General features: G+C 67.8%; 19 protein-coding genes, 1 tRNA gene and 1 pseudogene. 7 read left to right on the top strand and 14 right to left on the bottom strand.

Features of this window, described 5'->3' with window-relative positions; translation table 11 throughout:
- Positions 1 to 39: 39 nt before the first annotated feature.
- The gene (locus GPX89_RS38060; RefSeq protein ID WP_407939544.1) at positions 40 to 2211 is read left to right on the top strand and encodes an MMPL family transporter; all 2172 of its coding nucleotides are present in this window, start codon (positions 40 to 42) and stop codon (positions 2209 to 2211) included.
- On the opposite strand, the gene GPX89_RS38055 is transcribed toward GPX89_RS38060, so the two are convergent.
- Genes GPX89_RS38055 through GPX89_RS38045 form a run of 3 tightly spaced genes read right to left on the bottom strand, consistent with a single transcriptional unit; the run spans position 2157 to position 4089 of the window.
- Positions 2157 to 2963, bottom strand: coding sequence for an alpha/beta fold hydrolase (locus GPX89_RS38055; RefSeq protein ID WP_157392597.1), 807 nt, complete (start codon positions 2961 to 2963; stop codon positions 2157 to 2159). The two genes, GPX89_RS38060 and GPX89_RS38055, sit on opposite strands and share 55 nt — an antisense overlap.
- On the bottom strand, positions 2963 to 3508 hold the full coding sequence (locus tag GPX89_RS38050) for a dihydrofolate reductase family protein (RefSeq protein ID WP_157392596.1): 546 nt from the start codon (positions 3506 to 3508) through the stop codon (positions 2963 to 2965). The genes GPX89_RS38055 and GPX89_RS38050 overlap by 1 nt, the downstream gene beginning before the upstream one ends.
- Positions 3505 to 4089, bottom strand: a complete 585-nt coding sequence (locus tag GPX89_RS38045; protein WP_157392595.1) for a dihydrofolate reductase family protein — start codon at positions 4087 to 4089, stop codon at positions 3505 to 3507. The genes GPX89_RS38050 and GPX89_RS38045 overlap by 4 nt, the downstream gene beginning before the upstream one ends.
- 57 nt (positions 4090 to 4146) lie before the next feature.
- Between GPX89_RS38045 and GPX89_RS46095 the strand changes: the two genes are divergently transcribed.
- On the top strand, positions 4147 to 5346 hold the full coding sequence (locus GPX89_RS46095; protein ID WP_157392594.1) for an alpha/beta hydrolase fold domain-containing protein: 1200 nt from the start codon (positions 4147 to 4149) through the stop codon (positions 5344 to 5346).
- A 9-nt stretch (positions 5347 to 5355) separates the two neighbouring features.
- Here the strand turns inward: GPX89_RS46095 and GPX89_RS38035 are convergent, their stop codons facing one another.
- A complete protein-coding gene (locus GPX89_RS38035) occupies positions 5356 to 6594 on the bottom strand; it encodes a cytochrome P450 family protein (RefSeq protein ID WP_157392593.1) in 1239 nt (412 codons plus the stop codon).
- 30 nt (positions 6595 to 6624) lie between these two features.
- Positions 6625 to 7479: a 16S rRNA (cytidine(1402)-2'-O)-methyltransferase gene (rsmI, locus tag GPX89_RS38030; RefSeq protein ID WP_328602768.1), complete on the bottom strand. Its 855-nt coding sequence runs from the start codon at positions 7477 to 7479 to the stop codon at positions 6625 to 6627.
- 366 nt (positions 7480 to 7845) lie between these two features.
- Here rsmI and GPX89_RS38025 point away from each other — a divergent pair, with 366 nt between their 5' ends.
- Entirely contained in the window at positions 7846 to 9453 is a 1608-nt protein-coding gene (locus GPX89_RS38025) for a dolichyl-phosphate-mannose--protein mannosyltransferase (protein WP_407939543.1), read from the top strand.
- A 12-nt stretch (positions 9454 to 9465) separates the two neighbouring features.
- Here the strand turns inward: GPX89_RS38025 and GPX89_RS38020 are convergent, their stop codons facing one another.
- A complete protein-coding gene (locus GPX89_RS38020) occupies positions 9466 to 9840 on the bottom strand; it encodes a GntR family transcriptional regulator (protein WP_157392591.1) in 375 nt (124 codons plus the stop codon).
- A gap of 7 nt (positions 9841 to 9847) precedes the next feature.
- Positions 9848 to 11077: an arginine deiminase gene (gene arcA / locus GPX89_RS38015; protein WP_157392590.1), complete on the bottom strand. Its 1230-nt coding sequence runs from the start codon at positions 11075 to 11077 to the stop codon at positions 9848 to 9850.
- 75 nt (positions 11078 to 11152) lie between these two features.
- Here arcA and soxR point away from each other — a divergent pair, with 75 nt between their 5' ends.
- Positions 11153 to 11656, top strand: a complete 504-nt coding sequence (gene soxR, locus GPX89_RS38010; protein ID WP_328602767.1) for a redox-sensitive transcriptional activator SoxR — start codon at positions 11153 to 11155, stop codon at positions 11654 to 11656.
- Positions 11657 to 11858: 202 nt separating this feature from the next.
- Here the strand turns inward: soxR and GPX89_RS38005 are convergent.
- The 7 genes and pseudogenes from GPX89_RS38005 to GPX89_RS37975 all read right to left on the bottom strand — a co-directional run.
- A pseudogene (locus GPX89_RS38005) lies at positions 11859 to 12695 on the bottom strand (SDR family oxidoreductase); the annotation flags it as partial.
- A 164-nt stretch (positions 12696 to 12859) separates the two neighbouring features.
- Positions 12860 to 14683: a putative bifunctional diguanylate cyclase/phosphodiesterase gene (locus GPX89_RS38000; RefSeq protein ID WP_235949052.1), complete on the bottom strand. Its 1824-nt coding sequence runs from the start codon at positions 14681 to 14683 to the stop codon at positions 12860 to 12862.
- Between the two features lie 67 nt (positions 14684 to 14750).
- Positions 14751 to 16892, bottom strand: a complete 2142-nt coding sequence (locus tag GPX89_RS37995) for an Rv1355c family protein (RefSeq protein ID WP_157392589.1) — start codon at positions 16890 to 16892, stop codon at positions 14751 to 14753.
- Positions 16889 to 17644, bottom strand: a complete 756-nt coding sequence (locus GPX89_RS37990) for a hypothetical protein (protein WP_157392588.1) — start codon at positions 17642 to 17644, stop codon at positions 16889 to 16891. The genes GPX89_RS37995 and GPX89_RS37990 overlap by 4 nt, the downstream gene beginning before the upstream one ends.
- A 255-nt stretch (positions 17645 to 17899) precedes the next feature.
- On the bottom strand, positions 17900 to 18334 hold the full coding sequence (locus GPX89_RS37985; protein ID WP_157392587.1) for a GyrI-like domain-containing protein: 435 nt from the start codon (positions 18332 to 18334) through the stop codon (positions 17900 to 17902).
- Positions 18331 to 18774, bottom strand: a complete 444-nt coding sequence (locus tag GPX89_RS37980; protein WP_157392586.1) for a GyrI-like domain-containing protein — start codon at positions 18772 to 18774, stop codon at positions 18331 to 18333. Before GPX89_RS37980 ends, GPX89_RS37985 begins: the two co-directional genes overlap by 4 nt.
- 101 nt (positions 18775 to 18875) lie before the next feature.
- Positions 18876 to 19547 (bottom strand): trimeric intracellular cation channel family protein, encoded by a 672-nt coding sequence (locus GPX89_RS37975; protein WP_157392585.1) that lies wholly within the window; start codon positions 19545 to 19547, stop codon positions 18876 to 18878.
- 139 nt (positions 19548 to 19686) lie between these two features.
- On the opposite strand from GPX89_RS37975, the gene GPX89_RS37970 reads away from it, so the two are divergent.
- The 3 genes from GPX89_RS37970 (at position 19687) to GPX89_RS37960 (ending at position 21225) form a co-directional block, all read left to right on the top strand.
- Positions 19687 to 20397, top strand: a complete 711-nt coding sequence (locus GPX89_RS37970; RefSeq protein WP_328602766.1) for a uracil-DNA glycosylase — start codon at positions 19687 to 19689, stop codon at positions 20395 to 20397.
- 25 nt (positions 20398 to 20422) lie between these two features.
- Entirely contained in the window at positions 20423 to 21073 is a 651-nt protein-coding gene (locus GPX89_RS37965; RefSeq protein ID WP_328602765.1) for a TetR/AcrR family transcriptional regulator, read from the top strand.
- Positions 21074 to 21152: 79 nt separating this feature from the next.
- Positions 21153 to 21225, top strand: a tRNA-Ala gene (locus tag GPX89_RS37960).
- Positions 21226 to 21356 lie beyond the last annotated feature (131 nt).

Here is a 21356-nt window from a genome sequence, read left to right as displayed (position 1 = left end):
AGATCGGAGTGCACCATGACTGCCATTGACAGTTCGCCCGTGACTACGAAAGCCGTGGAATCCGGTGGCCCGATCGCGGTCTGGGCGCGGGTCGTGGTGGCACGACCCAAAACCGTGCTGGTCGTCGCCGTGCTGTTCGCGTTGGCGTGTGGGCTGTTCGCGGCCGGACTGCAGCAGCGGGTGAGTTCGGCCGGATTCGTGGTGCCCAAGGGGGAATCCGCGTCGGTGGACGCCTGGGTCACCGAGCGGCTGGGGCCGCAGAACCCCGATGTCATCGCCATCTACACCGCGCCCGAGGGGAAGTCGCTGGCCGATATCGGGCCGCAGGTCACCGCGGCGATCGGGACGATCGATCCCGCGCTGCTCGACCGGCCGGTCGAAAGCTTCTGGAACAGTCCGCGATCGAACTACCTGCGGTCTTCGGATGGGCGGCAGGCGGTCGCGGTCGTGTTCTCGGCGGGCGATGACAATCAGCGGGTCGCGGAGTATCCGAAAATAGCGGCCGCGCTGCGGGTTCCGGGACTCGACACGAAGCTGACCGGATACAGCGCCCTGGCCGACACCATCAGCGATCAATCGCGGCACGATCTTGTTCTGGCGGAGTCCATTTCGATTCCCCTGACCGCGATCGTCCTGGTGCTGGTGTTCGGCGGCGTGGTGGCGGCCTCGCTGCCGGTGCTCATCGGCACCCTCGCGGTGGTGGGCGCACTCGGCGTGGTCGGGATCATGGCCCGGATGACCGAGGTCAGCGTGTTCGCCATGAACGTGGTGTCGCTGCTGGGACTCGGATTGGCCATCGACTACGGGCTTTTCATCGTCGGGCGGTTCCGGGAGGAGCTGGGACAGGGGCGATCGACCGAGGAGGCCGTGACCCGGACGCTCCAGACCGCCGGGCGCACGGTGCTGTTCTCGGCGCTGCTGCTGATGTGCGCGTTCGCGGGCACCTTCGTGTTCCCGCTCGCCGTCCTGCGCTCGCTGGGCATGGGTGCGATCGCCGCGGTCGGACTGGCCGCACTGCTGTCGGTGACCGCGCTGCCCGCGATCCTGGCCCTGCTGGGTTCGCGCATCGGCAAGTGGAGCTGGCGCGCGGACGCCTTCGAACGTTCGGAGGCACGGGCGCAACGGTTCTGGGGACGGGTCGTCACCGCGGTCATGCGACGTCCCGGCGCGGTCGCCCTCGCGGTGGGCGCGATCCTGCTGGTGCTGGCCGCGCCGCTCACCGGGGTTCGGCTCGGCGATATCGACCACACCGCATTGCCCGCGGGCAATGAAACCCGGGTCGCCGTCGAGGAATTGAGCGCGCACTTCCCGGTCGCCAACAGCGGTGCGACCATCCTGGTGCGCGAAACCGATGGCAGCGCACCGACCCCGGCCGCCGTCAGTACCGCGCTGCGGGAGATCGGCGGCGTCAAGGGTGTCCGTCAGGCCATGGCGCTCGATACCCGTGACAACACCACCATCGTGCACGCCGCACTCGCCGCACCCGACCGCTCACCGAAGGCGCAGGACATCGTCCGCGATCTGCGCGAGCTGCGGCTGGACGGACTGGAGTTGCGGGTCGGCGGTGAGAGCGCGAGCACCGTCGACAGCGTCGCCGCCGTGCTGGACCGGCTGCCGCTCATGATCGCGGTCATGGTGGCGGTGACCCTGCTCATGCTGGCCCTGGCCTTCCGCTCGATCATGTTGCCGCTCAAGGCCGTTCTGATGGCGTTCCTGAGCCTGACCGCGACCTTCGGGGTGCTGACCTGGATTTTCGACAAGGGGCACCTGGCGGGCGTGCTGCACATCAGCGTCGGCCCGCTCTCGGCCGGAATGCTGGTGCTGATCATCGCGGTGGTCTTCGGACTCTCCACCGACTACGAGGTTTTCCTGCTGTCACGCATGGTGGAGGCCCACGATGCGGGCGCGGACACCGAGGAATCGGTGCGCGTCGGCACGGTGCGGACGGCTCGCGTGATCACCGCGGCGGCAACGCTTCTCGTACTGATCACCGGCGCTTTCACCCTGTCCCCGCTCACGCCCATGCGCTTCCTGGGTCTGGGCATGGTGATCGCGCTGATCATCGACGCCACCCTGGTCCGCATGCTGCTGGTTCCGGCCCTGGTCAAGCTGATGGGGCCCGCCAACTGGTGGGCCCCGGGTAATCGGAACAAGGTTCAGCCGAAGAATTCGATCAGTGCGGGAGCCAGGACCGGGGCCTTGACCAGGTGAGTCTGGCCCGGCAGCACCCGGTGCGTCGCACCCGGAAGCACCTGCGCCAGTGCCGCATTCGCATTGCGCATCCAGGCGGGGCTCTTGCTGCCCGCGATCACGGTGAACGGCACATCCAGGCCGGACCAGCGATCGGCGGGCAGCGGGCGGCCGCGCTGGAACGCCTGGACGTACTGCAGGTCGTAGGCGATGGTCGGGGCCACCTTCTTGAGGTGACTCCAGCCCGGGAACAGCGGGAACGCGGCCACCATGAGCGCGGGCAGATGCACGCCCGCACGCATGAAGTACTTGATCGCGTCACCGTTCTTGCCCTGCGCCAGCAGGGAATGGATGTGCTCGACATAGTCGGCCGGGGCCGGTGAGCGGGTGTCGTCGACCACGAACGGCACCTCGTAGAGCGCGACCTTGCGCGCCGTACGGCCACTGAGCAGATAGTCCAGGATCAGTCCGCCACCCGAGGAGATGCCGTAGAGCATCACCGGTTCCCCGGCCAGGTCGGTGACCGCGTCCAGGTCCTCGAATTCCCGCTCCACATCGACGGGCAGGTTCTCACCGCTTTCGCCGCGCCCGCGCCGGTCATAGGTGAAGACGGTGTAGCGGCTCGAAAGCGCCTCGGCCAGTGACTTGTTGGGCCCGAACTCCTGGGCGGCGAGGGCGCCGTCGACGAGCACGACCGCCGGGCCCGAACCGTATCGGGTGTAGGCGATCCGGGTGCCGTCCTTGGAGTCGACGAAGGCTTTGACGGGTTCCATCAGTTTTCCTTGCTGTAAGTCAGGGATTGAATGCCGCTGCCGAAAGTGGTTGCGGCGGTGAGTCGTAATGGAAGTCGAGGACCGGTCTCGGGGAACATTCTCTCGCCGGAGCCCACGACCAGGGGGTGAATCATGAAGGTGAGGTCGTCGAGCAGCCCGTGCTCGAGCAGCGCCCGCACCAGGCTGATGCTGCCGTGCACGCCGATGGCGCGGCCGGGCCGCGCCTTCAGCTCGATGAGTTCCTCGACCAGTCGTGCCGGGGCGATCACCGTGGTGTTCTTCCACTCCGGATCCCGCAGTGTCGAGGACACCACCAGCTTCGGGCTCAGGTTGAACCAGTCCGCCATCTCCCCGGTCCGCTCCGGCCAGGCTCCGGCGAAGATGTCGAAGGTCTTGCGGCCCAGCAGCACGGTGTCGGCGGCGCGCATCCCCGCCAGCACCGCCTCCTGGGTCGCGTCGTCGTGATACGGAAAGTGCCAGTTCTCCGGCGCTTCCACCACGCCGTCGAGGGAGAGGTAGACGCTGGCGGTGATGCGGCGGCTCATGCTCGCGCGTCCTGCCGGGTGTAGGTCAGCACCACCACTCCGCAGTCCAGGGGACGGCAGTCGGTGAGGGTGAAGGTGGCGGGCGCTTGATCGAGGGTGAAGAACCGCGCGCCGGGACCGCCCAGAATCATCGGGAAGAACAGCAGCTGCAGTTCGTCGAGCAGGTTCTCGGCGATCAGCCAGCGCACCAGGGTGCCGCTGCCGCCGATGCCGATCTGCTGATGCCGCTCCTTGAGCGCGCCGATCTCCTTGACCAGGTTGTCCCGCAAGACCGTGGTGTTGTTCCAGTCCGAGGACTCGAGGGTCGTGGAGACCACGTACTTGGGCATGGCGTTCACGGCGTCGAAGTACGGGCCGGACTGGCTGGTGAAGAAGCCCTTCAGGTTCTCGTAGGTGGTGCGACCCAGCAGCATGGCGTCGTTGCCCGCCATCAGCTCGCCCACCGCCTGCTGCACCTGCGAATCGTTGAAATACGGCGCGGTGAGCGGGTCCATCGGCGAGATCGCCGGGCTCAGCCCGGTCCAGCCGCTCTCGGTCACGCCGTCGAGTGAAAGATACTGCCCTGCAATGATTTTTCCCATGCGTCCACGGTCGCAGTTTCGGAAAGCCCAGGGAATTGCCGGGTCAGCAAGACAGCGATGCCGCTGCGGAATGAATCCCCGGCGGGCATACTCGGGCGCATGGTCGAGCCGCTACCTCAGACCCCCGAGGGCGTGGAACTCCGGCACCTGCGCGCCTTCGTCGCGGTCGCCGAGGAACTGAACTTCGGCCGCGCGGCGCAGCGGCTGTACGTCACCCAGCCCGCCCTCAGCCGGACCGTGCGGGGCCTGGAGAAGCTGGTGGGCTGCGATCTCTTCCACCGCAATACTCGCAGCGTGAGCCTCACCCCCGCGGGCGCGGCACTGCTGGATCGGACCCGTGACGTGCTCACCGACCTCGACGCGGCCCTGACGGCGGCCAGGTCGGCGGGCGGGGCCCTCTCGGCCCGCATGGGCCAGCTGTGGAGTCCGGTCGAGGAGACCTTCAACGGCGAGCTCGCGCCCATGCGGTCGGCCTTCGAACTCATGCACGCGGAGTTCCCGATGCCCGAGGGCATCCGGCTGGAACCGGTGAACGCCGGCGGCGTGCCGGGAATTCAGCTCGTTCCCGCCGAGGACTTCGACACGACGGTGGTCTACGCGCACGGCGGCGGCTTCATGATGGGCTCGGCCTACGGCTACCGCGGCATGGCGGGAGCCGTCGCGCAGGCCGGGCGGGCCCGGGTGCTGGTCCCGGAGTACCGCCTCGCGCCCGAGCATCCGTTTCCGGCCGCCCGCGACGATGTGGTGACCGCGTACCGCTGGCTGCTCAACACCGACACCGAGCCGGAACAGATTGCGCTGGTGGGTGATTCGACCGGAGCGATGCTGCTGCTGTCGGTCCTGGTCCGGGCCCGCGACGACGGCCTGCCGCTGCCGCGCGCGACCGTCCTGCTCTGTCCCGCGGTCGACTTCTACGCCCCCGAGGACGATCCGCCCGCGGATGTGGAGCAGCACATGCGGTTCCAGAACGCCTATCTGGCCGGGCGCTCGGCGAGCGACCCGGAGGCCAACCCGCTGTGCGCGGATCTGAGCGGACTGCCGCCGACCCTGGTGCAATCCGGGGAGTTCGACGGGCTGGGCCGCAATACCGATGTGCTCGTCGCCCGGCTCGCCGCGGCCGGAAACACGGTCCGCCACGACATTTTCGGGGTCGACGGACACGCCTTCCAGATCTACTGGTCGTTCCATCCGGAGGCGGCCGACGCCGTTCAACAGGTCGGCGAGTTCCTCCAGAAGCCGGCCCCGCTCACAGCGTGAAGTCCGGCGTCACGGTCGAAGTCGCACCGGCAGGCCGGTCAAGCCGCGCACGATAAGGCTCTTGCGCCAGGTCAATTCGGCGTTGGCGGCCAATTCCAGATCCGGATAGGCCGCCAGCAGCCGGGTGAGCGCGATCCCGCCCTCCATCCGCGCCAGGGGCGCACCCACACAGCGGTGCACGCCGTACCCGAAGGCGAGGTGGCTCTTGTCGGCGCGATCCAGGTCGATCGTATGCGGGTCCGGGAATCGGGCCGGGTCACGGTCGGCGGCGGCCATCGATATCAGAATGCGCTGGCCCGCAGGGATTTCGACACCGCCGAGGGTGACCGGAACCGTCGTATAGCGGAAAGTGCCCTCGCTGGCCGGGGACTCGAAGCGCAGCACCTCCTCCACGAAATCCGCCATTCGATCCGGATCCTGGACGAGCGCGGCGCGAACCGCGTTGTCGGACATCAGGATCGCGGCCGCGTTGGAGATCAGGTTGACGGTGGTCTCGAACCCGGCGATCAACAGCAGGAACACCATGCTGATCAGTTCGCGATGGGAGAGCTTGTCACCGTCCTCGCTGACCGAGATGAGTTCGGACAGCAGATCATCGGCCGGCGCGGCACTCTTCGCGCGGATCAGCTGATCGACATAGGCGAGGAACATGCCCACCGCCGCGCCCCGCGCCTCGGCGGACTCACCCTCGGAGACGAGGGTGGTCGACCAGGCTCGGACATTGTCGCGTTCACCGGCCGGCACGCCGAGCAGTTCACAGATGACCAGGATGGGCAGCGGAAAAGCGTAGCGGTCCAACAGATCCTGCTCGGCCGCCGCGTCCGCCGCCAGGTCGGCGAGCAGGGCATCGGCGATGTCGGAGATGCGCGGGGCCAGCTCGCGCACGGCCCGGCTGCTGAAGGCCCGATTCACCAGGGTGCGCAGGCGGGTGTGCTCCGGCGGGTCGTAGAACAGCATCATGTCGCCGAACATGGCCCCGGCCGTCTGCCCGCCGTCTCCGGCCAGCGCGGCCCGCGCGCCCTCGGATTTGAGCTCCTTGCTGATGGCCGGATCCAGAAACGCGGCCTTGGCCGCCTCGTAATCGGTGACCAGCCAGCCGGTTCCACCGTCGGGGAAGCGCACGAAATGCGCCGGGCCGCGCCCACGCAACTCGTCATAGGCCAGGTGGGGACGCTGATAGAAATCCGCGGTCAGCTCGAACGGCGCGATAGCCAATTCGCTTGCCGCGACAGTGTTCTCGTACCCCATGATCGGCGACTCTAACAGCGCGCCGCCGCGCTAGTCGGCCGATCGCGCGGCCAGCACCGCGTCGTAGAGCTCACGACGGGAGGCCCCGGTGGCCGCGGAGACCTCCGCGCAGGCGTCCTTGAGTCGCAATCCCGACTCGATCAACGCCTCCACCTGCCCGACCAGATCGGCGGGCTCGGCCGAAACCGGTTGCGCGCCCTCGAGAACCACGGTGATCTCGCCGCGCGCCCCGTCGACCGCCCAGGCGGCCAGCTCGCCCAGGCTGCCGCGCACCACCTGCTCGTAGGTCTTGGTCAGCTCGCGGCAGACCGCGGCGCGGCGATCCGCGCCCAGCACCTCGACGGCGTCGGCCAGGCAGTCGGCGAGCCGGTGCGGAGCCTCGAAGAACGCGACCGCGCGCGGTTCGGAGGTCAGCGTGCGCAGCCACTCCTTGCGCTGCCCCGATTTGCGGGGCGCGAACCCGTCGAAACAGAACCGCTCCACCGGCAGACCCGACAGCGCCAGCGCGGTGGTCACCGCCGACGGCCCCGGCAGGCAGGTGATCGGCAGGTCCGCCTCCACACAGGCCGCCACCATCCGGTACCCCGGATCGCTCACCGACGGCATCCCGGCGTCGGTCACCAGCAGCACCGTCCGCCCGGACCGGATCTCCTCGAGCAGCATCGGAATCCGCGCGGTCTCCACATGGTCGTAGAAACTCACCACCCGCCCGCTGATCTCCACCTCGAGCGCCTTGGCGAGTGACTTGGTCCGCCGCGTGTCCTCGGCCGCCACCACATCCGCCGTCGCGAGCGCGTCCCGCAACCGCCGCGAAGCGTCACCGATGTCCCCCATGGGCGTGGCGGCCAGTACCAGCCGGCCGCCGGAACTCGGCTCCGCGCTCACATTCGCTCCTCGTCCTCGGGCATCCACGTCGCCCCCGACTCTATCCACGCGGGCACGGCCCACCCGCCACAGCATCCGCGTGCGCTACTCGGCCGAGCTCTGCGCGGCGCCGCCTTACCGGTCCGAGTCCACGGGTCCGCGCGAACCATGCCATCACCGCGGCAGTCCCCGTCGCCTCGGCCGACCCGGGAATCGGAGTTGCGCGACCGCGAGCGGCCCAACGATATCGGCTCCGAGTCAGCGCAGCCGCGGCACGCGGGATCCGGGCCACCGGGCCGGGCGGCGGGCGGGCCCGAGCGGCGGCGGCGGGAGCGGGCGGGTACGCGAGGCGGGACTCTGGGCGAGCTACCGCTTACGATCGGACGCGTGACCCAGGTGACCGACGTGCGACCGGCAGCGGCGGGGGCGGAGACGGCGGCGCTGTCGAGTCCGGCTCCGCTGATGCCCTCACCCGATTTCGGGCCCACGGATTGGGCTCGGGGGTGGGTGGTCACGGCGTTCCTGACGACCATCACCGCCATCACCCGGTTCCTGTTCCTGAACTATCCCACCGATCTGCACACGCCCGTCTTCGACGAGAAGCATTACGCGCCACAGGGTTGGCAGGTGCTCACCGGCGGCGGGGTGGAGGACAACCCGGGATACGGGCTGGTGGTGCATCCGCCGGTCGGCAAACAGATGATCGCCATCGGCGAGGCGATCTTCGGGTATTCGCCCTGGGGATGGCGATTCACCGCCGCGGTCTCCGGAACGCTGATCGTGCTGCTGACCATCCGCATCGTGCGCCGGATGACCCGTTCCACCCTGATCGGCGCGTTCGCGGGCATCCTGCTGATCTGCGACGGGCTCACCTTCGTGTCCTCGCGCATCGGCATGCTCGACATCTTCCAGGCCCTGTTCGTGGTCGCGGCCTTCGGCTGTCTGGTGGTCGACCGCGACGACATCCGGGCGCGCATCGCACTGGTCGCGGCCGAGGGCCGGATCGACGACAGCGAATACGGGCCCCGATTCGGGGTGCGCTGGTGGCGGTTCGGGGCGGGCATCCTGCTCGGGCTGGCCTGCGGCACCAAATGGTCGGGCGCGTACTGGATCATCGCGTTCACCGCGCTGTCGCTGGCCTTCGACCTCTCGGCGCGACGCGGCTACCGGGTACGACGGCCCTGGGCCGGCACCGCGGTCCGCGATCTCGGGCCGACCGTCTACGCGATGTGCGTCATCCCCGTCCTGGTCTACCTGGCCTCCTTCTGGGGCTGGTTCGCCAGCGAGACCAGCTACGACCGCTACGCCGTCGGCGTACGGGTCGGGCGCGGCGGCGACTTCTCCTGGGTGCCGAGCGCGTTGCGCGGGCTCTGGTACTACGGCGGCGAGGTGCTCACCTTCCACGAGGGGCTCACCAACTCCGCGGGCAATCACCATCCGTGGGAATCCAAACCGTGGACCTGGTTCATGGGCCTGCGGCCGATGCTCTATTACTACGCCGACTCCAATATCACCGAATGCGGCCAGCCCAACTGTGTGAAGGCCGTCATGGCGATCGGCACCCCGGCACTGTGGTGGGTCTGCTTCCCCATGCTCGTCTGGGCCATCTGGCGCAGCGCGGTCCGCCGCGATTGGCGCTACGCCGCCGTGCTGGTCGGCTATCTCGCGGGCATCCTGCCCTGGTTCCTGGACCTGGACCGGCAGATGTACTTCTTCTACGCGGTGCCGCTCGCGCCGTTCCTGGCCATGGGCGTGGCCCTGGCCCTGGGCGACATCCTCGGCCACGCACCACCCAGCGGCCGACGCCTGTCGGGAGCGCCGGGCTGGCAGAGCTTCCTGCCGCGGAGCGAGCGACAAGGCTTGGGGCTCTTGCTGGTCTGCCTCTACCTGGCCCTGGTCATCGCCAATTTCATTTGGCTGTGGCCGATCCTGACGGGCATGCCCATCACCCAGGGCAGCTGGCACGACCACCTGTGGCTGCCCAGCTGGCGATAGGACCGGCGACGCTCACAGCGGGGTGTGCGCCTCACCGAGCGCCGCGTGCAGGTAACGCACCGCGGCGTCGTCGTCGAGGCCCAGCCGCCTGATCACCGCGACGTACTCGGTCGCCGCGCGGCCGGCCAGGTCCCGGGTCGGATCGCCGGAGGAGGCGATGAAAGAGCCCAGCCGCCCGCGGGTTTCGAGCACACCGTCCTGCTCCAGCTCGCGGTAGGCGCGCGCCACCGTGTTCGGGGCCAGCTTCAGCGTCGCCGCCAAGGCCCGGACCGTGGGGATCTTGGTCCCGGCGGCCAGCTCGCCGGAGCGCACCCGGGCGATGATGCCCTGGCGCAGCTGCTCGTAGGGCGGGACCGTCGAGTGGTGGTCGACCGGGATGTCCAGCATGGCTTCATCACACCTCGTCACGCGACAGCGGGCAGGACAGGCAGCGCGGACCGCCACGGCCGGAACCCAACTCGGAGCCGGGGATGCGCAGCACCTCGATTCCGGCGTCTTCGAGCCGCGCATTGGTGTTCTCATTGCGTTCGTAGGCGACCACCACACCGGGGGCCAGGGCGAGGGTGTTGTTGCCGTCGTCCCACTGCTCCCGCTCGGCGGTGACGCCGTCCAGACCGGTGTCGACCACGCGCAGCTTGCCGATGCCCATGGCCTCCGCGGCCACCCGCAGGAAGGGATCGGGGCCGGAGATGCTCACCCCGTGACCCTCCTCCTTGCGAATGGTGAAGGCGCACAGTTCATCCTGGATGGCCGGGTACATGACCACCGCGTCGACGTCCACCATGGTGCAGACGGTGTCGAGATGCATGGTCGCACGGGTCTGCTCGATCGGCACGACGAGCACGGTGTGGGCCAGATCGTCCTCGAAGAGACTGCGCGCCAAGGCTTCCGCGCCCGCGGCCGTGGTGCGCTCCCCCACCCCGACCGCCACCACACCGGGCGCGAGCAGCAGCACGTCGCCGCCCTCGATCGGCGCCTGGTGCGATTCGTAGGCCCGCCGAACGCCCAGGAAGCGCGGGTGGAAGGCGTAAATCAGGTCGGTGAGCGAGGTTTCACGCGCCCGCGCCGGCAGCGCGAGCGAGGTGATGGCCACCCGTGGCCCGACCCAGAACGAGGAATCGCGGGTGAACAGCAGATTCGGCAGCGGGTCGATGACGAAGTCGTGCCCGTGGTGCATGCGCCGCACCAGCGAGGTGGCGTCGGGGCCGAAGGGCAGTTCGTCGAATGTCATGCCGGACATGAGGATCTGCGCCAGCTCCGGGGCGGGCACCCCGCGCAGATGAGCGGCCAGCTCGTCGGCGAGCACGTGCCCGAGCCGCCGCGCGTCCACCGCGCCCGAAATGCCCTGAATGCGCGCGGCTCCGCTGGCCTGGAGGGTCTCGGTCAGCACATCGGCGAGCAGCAACACCTCGACCCCGCGCCCGCGCAACACCCCGGCGAAGGCATCGTGCTCCTGCTGCGCGCGCTCGACCCAGGGGATGGCGTCGAACAGCAGCTGATCGTTGTTGCGCGGGGTGAGCCGGCGCAGCTCGTCGCCCGGCCGGTGCAACAGCACCGTGCGCAGCGCGCCGACCTCCGAGGTCACGGAAAACGGTCGCGCCGTGGGTGCGGCCTTTGTTCCCATGACACGACGGTAGTTCCCTTCGGCACGGATGGCATGCAATTCGCACCGGCGAAAAACCTGGAGTAATGTTCAGGTGTGCAAACCGCGTCGTGGCAAGCCAAGGAACTGACCCCCGGTCAGCTGGCCCAGCGGGCCGGAGTTTCGGTGTCCGCCTTGCATTTCTACGAACGTGAGGGCTTGATCACAGCCCGCCGAACCAGCGGCAACCAACGCCGCTATCCGCGGGAAACCCTGCGCCGGGTCGCCTTCATCCGTATCTCACAGCGTGTCGGCATACCGCTGGCCGAGATCCGCCGCGCCCTGGACAACCTGCCCGACGGCCGCAACCCGAGCCGGCGGGACTGGGAGACCCTGTCCACCGTCTGGCGCGAGGACCTCGACGACCGCATCGAACAGCTGATCCGGCTGCGCGACAACCTGACCGGCTGCATCGGCTGCGGCTGCCTGTCACTGGGCGTGTGCAAGATCTTCAACGCCCACGACCACCTCGGCGACGAGGGACCGGGCGCGCGCGTGCTCGACACCCACGCCGCCGAGAACTGCAAGAAGCCGGGGGTCTGCGCCCCCGAGTCTTCCTGAGCCTCCGCTATTCCGGCGCGCCCGCCGCCTCGGTCACTCCGGCCGTCTTCGCGACTCCGGCGGTCTCCGTGGCTCGGGCCGTCTCCGCAACCTCGGCCGTCGCCGCAACCTCGGCCGTCGCCGCGACCTCGGCTGCCTCCGTGGCCAGAGCCGCTTCCGTCATTCCGGCATGCTTTTGGCCGGAATCCACCGTCTCCCGCGGCAGGAACGTGGTGAACAGATCGTTCGCGCGGCGCATGACGAACTCGTAGGGCCAGGCCCACTTGCGCGACCACCAGTAGCCGAAGCGGATGTCGAACTGGGTGTGGATGAGATAGGTACCCTTCTCCACCCCGCGCAGAATGGATTCGGCCACCTGATCCGGCGACTTGGCGTGGCGGCGGAAACGCTTGATCCAAGCCTGGATTCGCGGATCGTCACGGTCCACGCCGACCACGTCCACGGTCTGCACCAGCGGCGTGTCGACCGCGCCCGGGACCACCAGGTGCACGGAGATGTCGTGGCGCTCCAGATCGAAGCGCAGCACGTCCGAAACACCGCGCAGACCGAACTTGCTCGCGCTGTAGGCGGCATGCCAGGGGAAGGCCAGCAGACCGGCCGCCGAGGAGACATTCACCAGCGCGCCACCGCGTTTCGCCTTGATCATGGGCGGGATGAAATTCTCGATGACGTGGATCGGCCCCATGAGATTCACGTCCACCAGGCGCTTCCAGTGCCGGTGCTCGAGGTTCTCCACCGTCCCCCAGGTGGAGATGCCCGCGACGTTCATGACCACATCGAGCGAGCCGATCCGCTCGTGCACTCGCTCCGCGAAGGCGGTGACGGCGTCGTAGTCGCTGATGTCGAGGGCCTCGGCCACCTCGACGATGCCGCCGCCGGAACGGATGGATTCGACGGTCGCGTCCAGCCCGTCGGCATTCACGTCGGTGAGCACCAGCCGCGCCCCCTTGCGGGCGGATGCCAGCGCCGTGGCACGGCCGATACCGCTGGCCGCGCCGGTAATCAATGTCTTCTTGCCGCTCAGGCCACGATCACGCACGCCGGAACCATCCCTCAAATTGACAGCCTTGTCAGACCGCACGCTACTACGCGAACAGTATTGTTCGCGAGTCGGGCACGCACCCGTTACGCCCCCATTTTCCTGGGCTCTCGAGCCACATTCCAGGATTCGGGCCACATCCCGGGAAAGTTAGGGGTCGGCCCTCAGGACGGCCCCGGCAGGAACGACCGGCTCGCGCCCGGCAGGTCCAGATCCAGCGCGATGCGACCCGCCGCCAGATGCTCCTCGACCTCCTCGGCCGGCATCGGCCGCGCGATCAGGAAGCCCTGCGCGCGATAGCAACCCAGCGCCACCAGGGTGCGCGCGGCCACGGTGGTCTCGACGCCCTCGCCGACCACCCCGAGACCGAACGAACCAGCCAGCCCCACAATGGATTTCACAATGGCCAGGTCATCGGCGCTGGCGCCCAGCCGCTGCACGAAGCCGCGGTCGATCTTCACCGCGTCCACCGGCAGCGCCTTCAGATGCGACAGCGAGGAGTACCCGGTGCCGAAGTCGTCGATGGCGATCTGCACGCCCATCCGCTTGAGCCCGCGCAACGTCACCTGCGTGCGCGCCAGATCCTGCACCACCACGTGCTCGGTGATCTCCAGGCACACCGAGGACCCGTCGATCCCGTAGCGCCGCAGAATCCCCTCCATGGTCTCCACGAAGTCCAGGCTCACCAGCTGCACCGGCGACACATTGATGCGAATGACCACGTTCGAGGCCAGCCCCCGCCGCCGCCAGCTCGCGAATTGCTCTGCGGCCGAACGGATCACCCACCGCCCCAACTCCCCGGCAAGGTTCGTCGCCTCCGCCACGCCCACGAACGCCCCCGGGGGTAACAGCCCGCGCGTCGGATGCTGCCAGCGCACCAGCGCCTCCAGCGCCACCACCCGCCCGGTCCGCAGGTCCACCTCGGGCTGGTAGTGCAACAACAGCGAACCGTCGGACACCGCCCCGCGCAGGTTCAACTCGACGTCATCCTGCAACTCGAACTGCGCCCGCATGGCATCGGTGAACACCGCCACGCCGTTCCCGCCGCTCGACTTCGCGCTCAGCAGCGCGTGATCCGCCCGCCGCAGCACGTCGGCCACCGTGGTCTCCCCCGGAATCCCCAGCGCCACACCCACACTCGCCCCGCGGCTCACCGTCTCCTCCCCCACGGTCACCCGCCGCCCGATGAGCTGCTGAATCCGCATCGCCTCCCGCTCCGCGGCCGCGGCGTCCATCGGCTTGGCCGGCACGATGACGAACTCGTCCCCGCCCAGCCGCGCGATCACGTCACCGGGGTCCAGGTTCTCCCGCAACCGCGTAGCGAGCGTCCGAATGAAGTTGTCCCCGGCTGTATGCCCGAGGAAGTCGTTGAGCGCCTTGAGCCGATCCAAGTCGAGGAAGAACGTCGCCACCGGGCCGGAACTCCCGGACCGGAGCCGATCTTCCATGTGCTCGAGCAGCGCCCGGCGATTGGCCAGACCGGTCAGGTCGTCGTGCATGGCGATATAGCGCAGTCGCTCCTCCGCCACCACCCGCGCCTGCAGCTGGGCGAACAGCGCGGCAATCGCCTTGAGCACATTGAGTTCCCGCGTACTCCACTCCCGGTCGCCCTCCTTGACGAAACCGAGCACGCCGGTCGGCAAACCACGAGATACCAGCGGGACCGAGGCAACCGATACCGAGGACAGGCCGGAAGAGTCGCGGATAGTGCGCTGATAATCCGCGAACTCGGGCGTTGGCCGGATCAGGAATGGTTCGGTCGTGTGCTCGAGGCTGGCAAACACCGGATCGGCCTCATCGAATTTGGCAACGCTGATTGGATCCGGATCCGGAATTGCCTCGCGCGGCGGCCATTCGGCGATGAGGATGGACTCCCGGCGTTCGAGGTCGGTATGCCGCAAATAGCTGAAGTCCACGTCGAAGTGCGAAACCAGCCATGACAACACCCGCTCACTCGACGCCACCATGGTTTGGGCGTCGACACCCATCAGCTCGGAGGCGACCTGTGTCACCAGCGAGTCGAGCGTCTGCCGAGGCACTCTGTCTCCGATCGCACTAGCCGAACAGTCCCGCTTGCGGTACCGGGAGCCGACGGCTTCGGACCTTGGCGGCCGCCGCGTAGCTCAGGCGTAACACCAACACCATCAACTCGTCCGGTGGCACTCCCAATAAGTCCAGGAAACGGTCCTGAAGTGAAGCTAGTGTATCGGCGAACTCCGGGGAAACAGCAGAGAGTTCATCGGAACGTCGCGCAAACAGGAAGACCGGAGATACTGGCTGTACGGCCAGCCCCTGCCGTTCGGCCTCGATCCACGCCCGCTGCAGCGCTTCGCCAGCCCTCGCGTAGGCAACGAGGTCATCTCCGTCGGTGGGCACGGGGTAGGTCAGTGCAGCGACCGCGGAACTGGTCCGGATCCGATCGAGGATCGCATCCCCCAGAGCGACGCCACCCGACCAGGCACGCAACTGCGCCATGATGTCGGCTCGGCTCGCGACCTCCAGTTTCACCATCTCGTCGGGAGCCAGTTCGAGGGTCCCTACATCTACCCCGATGCGCAGATCATCACCTGGCCAGCGCAGTTCGGCGTACATCTCCTCATGCAATCCGGGCGTCAGGTAGCGCACCCTATCCGATTCGGCGAGGAGCCGACCCGCCTGCTCGATCTCGGATCGGCCGGTTACCCAGCGCAGTCCACCTCCGCCGAACGCGGCCGCCGCGCCGATCGACTCGAGAACCTCAGTGGACACCGGTGCGCCCGTTCCATCACGCCGGTTGGTGTGACGAGCCAAGAGGCCCGAGTAATCGCGGGCCAGTCGAGAATCTGTCCCCTCGCCGAGCTCGAGCACAGCCGTGAGTTCCGCCGGATCCCGGCTCCACAACCGGCTGGCACCGAGCATGCCGTGCGCCGCTGCCGCCACCCGCGCGTTGTACAGCGCCGCCCCAACCGCCAACGCACTTCCGCGATAGCCGATATCCATGGATGAGGTCCGTTCCGGGGCAAGGGAGATCGTCACCCGGCCCTTGTCAGCCTGCAGTATCCATGGTTGTACGTTGCCACCTGAAGGTGCGCGCTGGGCCGCGTACAGCACACTCTCGATTCCCCGCTCCGGTACAGACTCCTCGAACGGCTGGTCCGCCAGCGTTGTTTCGACAACGGGCAGCGGCTCGGCGAGATCGTCCAGGCAACGGTCCACATCGATCCGGGTGCGCCCCGACGGCAGTTTTTGCGCGAGCCCGATCCTGCGCACCGCCGCCGCCACAGTGGCACCGCCAAGCTGAACATCACCGCCCAGCTGCGGCCAGCTGTTCATCGTCTCGCCGATCTCCACCATGCTGGCTGCGAGCTTGTCGGAAAGGTTGCGGCCATCGAGGATTCGGATTACGTACGGGGCTTTGTCGCGCGTCGACAGGCCACGTAGTTCGGCGGCGCGGGTATCGCCGAGCAGGCCGTGGAAGGGTCTACGGTCCGGCTCGAGGTCAAAGCGCTCCACGTCGAGCAGACCGTGGTCATTGGACTGCATGAGCACAGGTACACGGTGTCGGCGAGCTCCCTCGCGCAGGGCGAGTTTGACATCGAGTGAATCGCATTCCTCGACGACTATCGACAGCCCGTCGAGGAAAGCGTCGATGTTGTCATCGTCCAAACCCTGGCCGTAAACCTCTACCGGCAGATAGGGATCCAGTTCCGCGATCCGCCGCGCGGCGACCACCGCCTTGTTGACGCCGAGATCGAACAGGGTGGCCGGTACACGATTCAGGTTGGTCAGTTCCATCTCGTCGAAATCCGCCAGCCGCAGACCGCCGCAGATGCCTTCGAGCGCCAACGTATGGGCGACGGCGTGGCCGACGCTCAGACCGACGACGCCGATCAACTGCGTGGCGAGTGTCGCTTGTTCGGTTGGAGTAACGATATTGCGATTTCGATCGAGCCGGAGCGCCCGTAGGAGTTGCGGTCCCGGCAGAGCAACCGCCGCACGACGCCACGGATAGTAAACCCAGCGCTCCGCTTCGGGCCCTTCGGACAACTCGGGAGGATTTACCAAAGTCGCAAATTCGGCGCGCAGCAAATTGCGTTTGTCGACCAGTTCGATAGCCTTGCTCGCACGCAATTCCGCGAGCATTGCAGCATCTTCCGGATTGCGCTCATTAAGTAGCAGCGGCCGGTATTCGACCACTGCGGAGCGATCTTCCGTCATGCCTGTGCCCGACCTTGGTCAGGAAACCACGAGGTCGGCGGCATCGGGCCGACGGCGCTGAGTGTCGCCCACTCCGCATCGATCGCACGAGCCTGCTCTGCGGTCGCGAGGGATCGGACAGTCCGCAGATCCCACCACAACGGGACAGTGCGATAGCGCTCGTCGGGATACGAGGAGGCCGGAATCCACCAGGCCGCGCGCGCCCCTCCCCGGCGATAGAGCGGCAGCGCGTGCTCGGCGGCCGCACCGACCGAATAGCGGGCTCCCAGCATGGGGATGAAGTGGATGATCGCCCGCGCGACCCAATCAGCCAGCATCCGATGCTGTGGAGACTTCGGAACGACCCACCCGGTCCGGCACTCGTACACACCATCGGGAATCTGGTCGGCGACCATTTTCCGGAAGGCGGCCTCGCCGGGAAGACCCGCCCAGCTTACGACCGAGGGGACCTCGTCCACGTGCTTGAACGGCCCCTCCGCACGCACACCGGCGACGGCTTGCCCATCGGAATCCACAGCCACCGCGAACAAGGCGGTCGACGAACCATCGATGACCTTGTCATAGTCGACGGCGCTTTCCGCACCGTAGTGTCCGTACACCCGCAGCGCGCCCTCCATGTACGACCGCCACAGCACAGGGTCGGCGTGGGGCGGGCCAAAGAAAAACGTGTACCCGGATAGCGCATCCTGGAGCCGCAGCATCTCACCACCGGAACCTGTCGGCGGGACATGCGCGATCGGATCAACGGTCATAAGTTCCCACTCCATTACTGCACTGTCTGCCGCGCGTATGCCGCAGTGGGGGCTGTCGATACGATCACGTATCGGTTGCACCCGACATCGGCACCTAGGGGAGTATCCGTCAGGTGCCACAAATTGTCCAGGCATCCGGCAAATCCCTCGAAACCCGGATAAGTCTCCGGAAATCTCCCCAGGTCAAACCATTGCGAACAGTCATGAAATACAACCACAAGACCAGTTGGTTCTCGTTTAGCTAACAGACAGCAATCACACCAGGATGGAGATGAAAAGCTCCAGTTCGGCGGGGCCGGTCCAGATTTCGATCTCTTCCCGGTAGGCCCGGGTGATCTCGGCGGACGCGGTCGCGTCGTCGACCTGAGCCCAGACGTCCTCGGCCGGATCGTGGTAATCGCCGTTGGGGCGGAAGCGGGCGTAGACGCCCTTGGGGACGCGGATGAGGACGTCGCCGGTGGGGACGTCGTCGGGGCCGGGGTACTCGTAGGAGACCAGGACGTTGTAGTTGCCCGCGGGGTCGGGGACGTAGACCGTGGCCAGGGGGCGTTCGGTGCCTTCGCGGTCGCGCAGGCGATCGCGGAGGAACTCGATGAGCTCGCTGTTGGAGACCTTGAAACTGGGGCGCACGCGCGGGACCACCAGGCCGCCGTAGACGCCGCCGGTGCGGACCACGATCGAATAGCTCATGAGGGCTCGACCGCCAGATAGAGATCGATCTTGTAGGCGTGCGGGTAGGTCTCGAAGTCGCCGGTGTGGATCCGCTTGATCTGGTTGTGCTCCTCCGCGTACGCGATCTGGGTCCACAGATCGGTCATCACCTGCGGGAAGTTGCCGACCGAGGAGAAGCGGGCGTAGGTGCCGCGCGGCAGCCGGGCCACGATGTGACCGCGGGTCACCTCGGCGAGCGAGCCGCACTGGTAGCCGACGATCTGGGTGTTGTAAGTGCCCAGCTCGGCCGCGTAATCGGTGTAGGCCGAGGCCAGCGGGCCACCGAGTTCCTGATGCAGGACGGCGGCCCAGGCCACCTCCAGATCATGGTCGCGCAGTTCACCGAGGGCACGTTTCGGGCTGCGTACCGGTAGCCCGGCAACCCACGTCTCGTCCCGCTCGACGATCTCGAACTGCATTGGAAGGAACTCTTTCGGAGGTGTGATTCACTGCCGGTCGGCGAAGCCTTCGCCATGCTATCAATCACCCCGGAGCGTGCCCGGCGACACGACAGAGCCGCCTAGACCGACGAGTTGTCGTCGCGGCGGCGGTGCGGGCGGGCCATGGGGGCGTGCCAGTGGCGGAACAATGCGACCAGGCGCAGACCCACCGCGCCGGCCCCTGCCAAACCGCCTGTCCAGTACGTGTACTGGCCGTAGTGCAGCAGGGTCGCGGTGGCCGCCGAGCCGAGCAGCGCGGGCACCGCGTAGAGCTCACCGTCGGAGAGCACGCTCGGGGTGACGCCGGCCAGCACGTCGCGGATGACACCGCCGCCGACCGCGGTGACCACGCCCAGGGCGGCGGCCGAGGTGGCCGACATGCCGTATTGGAAGGCGGTGACCGTGCCGGTGACGCAGAAGATGCCCAGGCCGATGGCGTCGGCGACATTCAACGGTGTGCGGATCACCCGCACCGGGGGATGCCAGAAGAAGATGAGCACCGCTGCCAGCAGCGCGATTCCAGCATAGGAGAGCTGCACGAAGGCCACGGGCGGAGTGCGGCCGATGACCAGATCGCGGATGACGCCACCGCCGGTGGCGGTGGCGATCGACAGCACCGCGATGCCGACCACGTCGAAGCGGCGGCGCACCGCCAACAGCGCGCCCGACAGTCCGAATGCGAACACGCCCACCAGATTTCCCGCGCTCTGCGCCGCGTCGGCGGCGCTGCCGAGTTCGACGAGATCACTCATTGCGTGGCCGGTTCCCTTCCTGATCGCTAACTCTCGGCTACCGGCGCAAAGTATGCCCGGCCCGCGACATCGCCAGCCCTGGCACCTGAGATCGCCGCGTCGCCGCACGGATGTCCCCGTCGTGCGCTTGAATCTCCTTGTGTGCCGCACAATTGCCCAGCTCAACGCGGAACTTACCGCGTGCCGCGCCTGCCCCCGACTGGTGGCCTGGCGGGAGCGGGTCGCACACGAGAAGAGGGCCGCGTTCAGTGACGAGAATTACTGGGGCAAGCCGGTTCCCGGGTTCGGTCCGGCCGACGCGAAACTCTTGGTGGTGGGTCTGGCTCCCGCCGCGCACGGCGGCAATCGCACCGGGCGCATGTTCACCGGCGACCGCAGCGCGGACGTGCTCATCGCCTGCATGCACGCCGCCGGGCTGGCCAATCAGGCCACCAGCCTGTCCGCCGACGACGGGCTGCGCCTGCTCGGCACCCGCATGACCGCACCGGTCCACTGCGCCCCGCCCGACAACAAACCCACCCCCGCCGAGCGCGACACCTGCCGGCGCTGGCTGGACGCCGAACTGGATCTGCTCGCGCCGACCGTGCGCGCGATCGTGGTGCTCGGCGGCTGGGGTTGGCAGGCGCTGCTGCCCGCGCTGGCCGAATCCGGGTGGGAGATACCCAAACCCAGGCCCAAGTTCGGTCACGGCGCACACGTCGAACTCGCTCCGGCCCGCCCCGGCCGGTCCGCCCTGCACCTGTTCGGGACCTACCACCCCTCGCAGCAGAACACCTTCACCGGCCGCCTCTCCCCCGCCATGCTCGAACGGGTCCTCACCGACGCCGCCCACGCCGCGGGACTCCGGTGACCCCGCCGCCGGATACGATGCGGTCGTGAGCAGGGCCGATGACGAATCCGAGCAGGAAGCGACGACCGCCGACGGCGTGAAGGTGCGCCGCCGGCGATCCGAAACCCGCCAGCGCCTGCTGGACGCCGCCTTCGAAGCCTTCGCCGACGAGGGTTTCGGACGCTGCTCGGTCGAGCAGGTATGCGAGAGAGCCGGATTCACCCGCGGCGCCTTCTATTCGAACTTCACCTCGCTCGAGGAACTGTTCCTGGCCATGTGGGAGCAGCGATCCGGCCGCATGCTCGCCGAGGCGGCCGCGGTCCTGGACGCGCCCGGCGGGGTCGCGGTCGATCCGCGGCGGGCCGTCGAGCAGGTGCTGGCGGCAGTGCCGGTGGACGACAAGTGGTTCCGCATCACCTCCGAATTCACCGCCCACGCCCTGCGCAACCCCGCCCTGCGCCAGGTGATGGTGGCCCGCGAGGAAGCGATAGCCGCCGCCCTCACCCCCGTCGTGGTCACCCTCATGCACCGCAACGGCCGCCACATCCCCGACCCGGCAGCCCTGGGCCGCGCCCTGGTCGCCGTCCACGACGGCACCCTCGCCCAATGCCTCCTGGAGCCCGACAACCCCGCCATCCGCACCTACCGAACCGACCTCTTCCTCCGCGTCCTAGAGTCCTACAGCCAACCCACCTAAACCACCCCCAACCAGCCGATTCGTCGACTCCCCACCCCACCTGCTAAAGTTCTCCATCGCGGGCCGGAAACGTCCCCGCGGGGCTATAGCGCAGTTGGTAGCGCGTCTCGTTCGCATCGAGAAGGTCAGGGGTTCGATTCCCCTTAGCTCCACAATCGCAGTAAATGAAGGCCGGTTCCTCGTGGAGGACCGGCCTTCTTGCTTTTTGGATCCGCTGGTTGTCGTTTCGGGGTGAAACATGGTTGGGGGGCAGAACGATACCGTTCGGAAATGTTTACGACGC

This window comes from Nocardia terrae (assembly GCF_009760405.1).
In the GTDB taxonomy this organism is placed as follows: domain Bacteria; phylum Actinomycetota; class Actinomycetes; order Mycobacteriales; family Mycobacteriaceae; genus Nocardia; species Nocardia terrae.
Note: the sequence above shows the minus strand (reverse complement) of the source record. Positions and strands in the feature narration are given on the sequence as shown.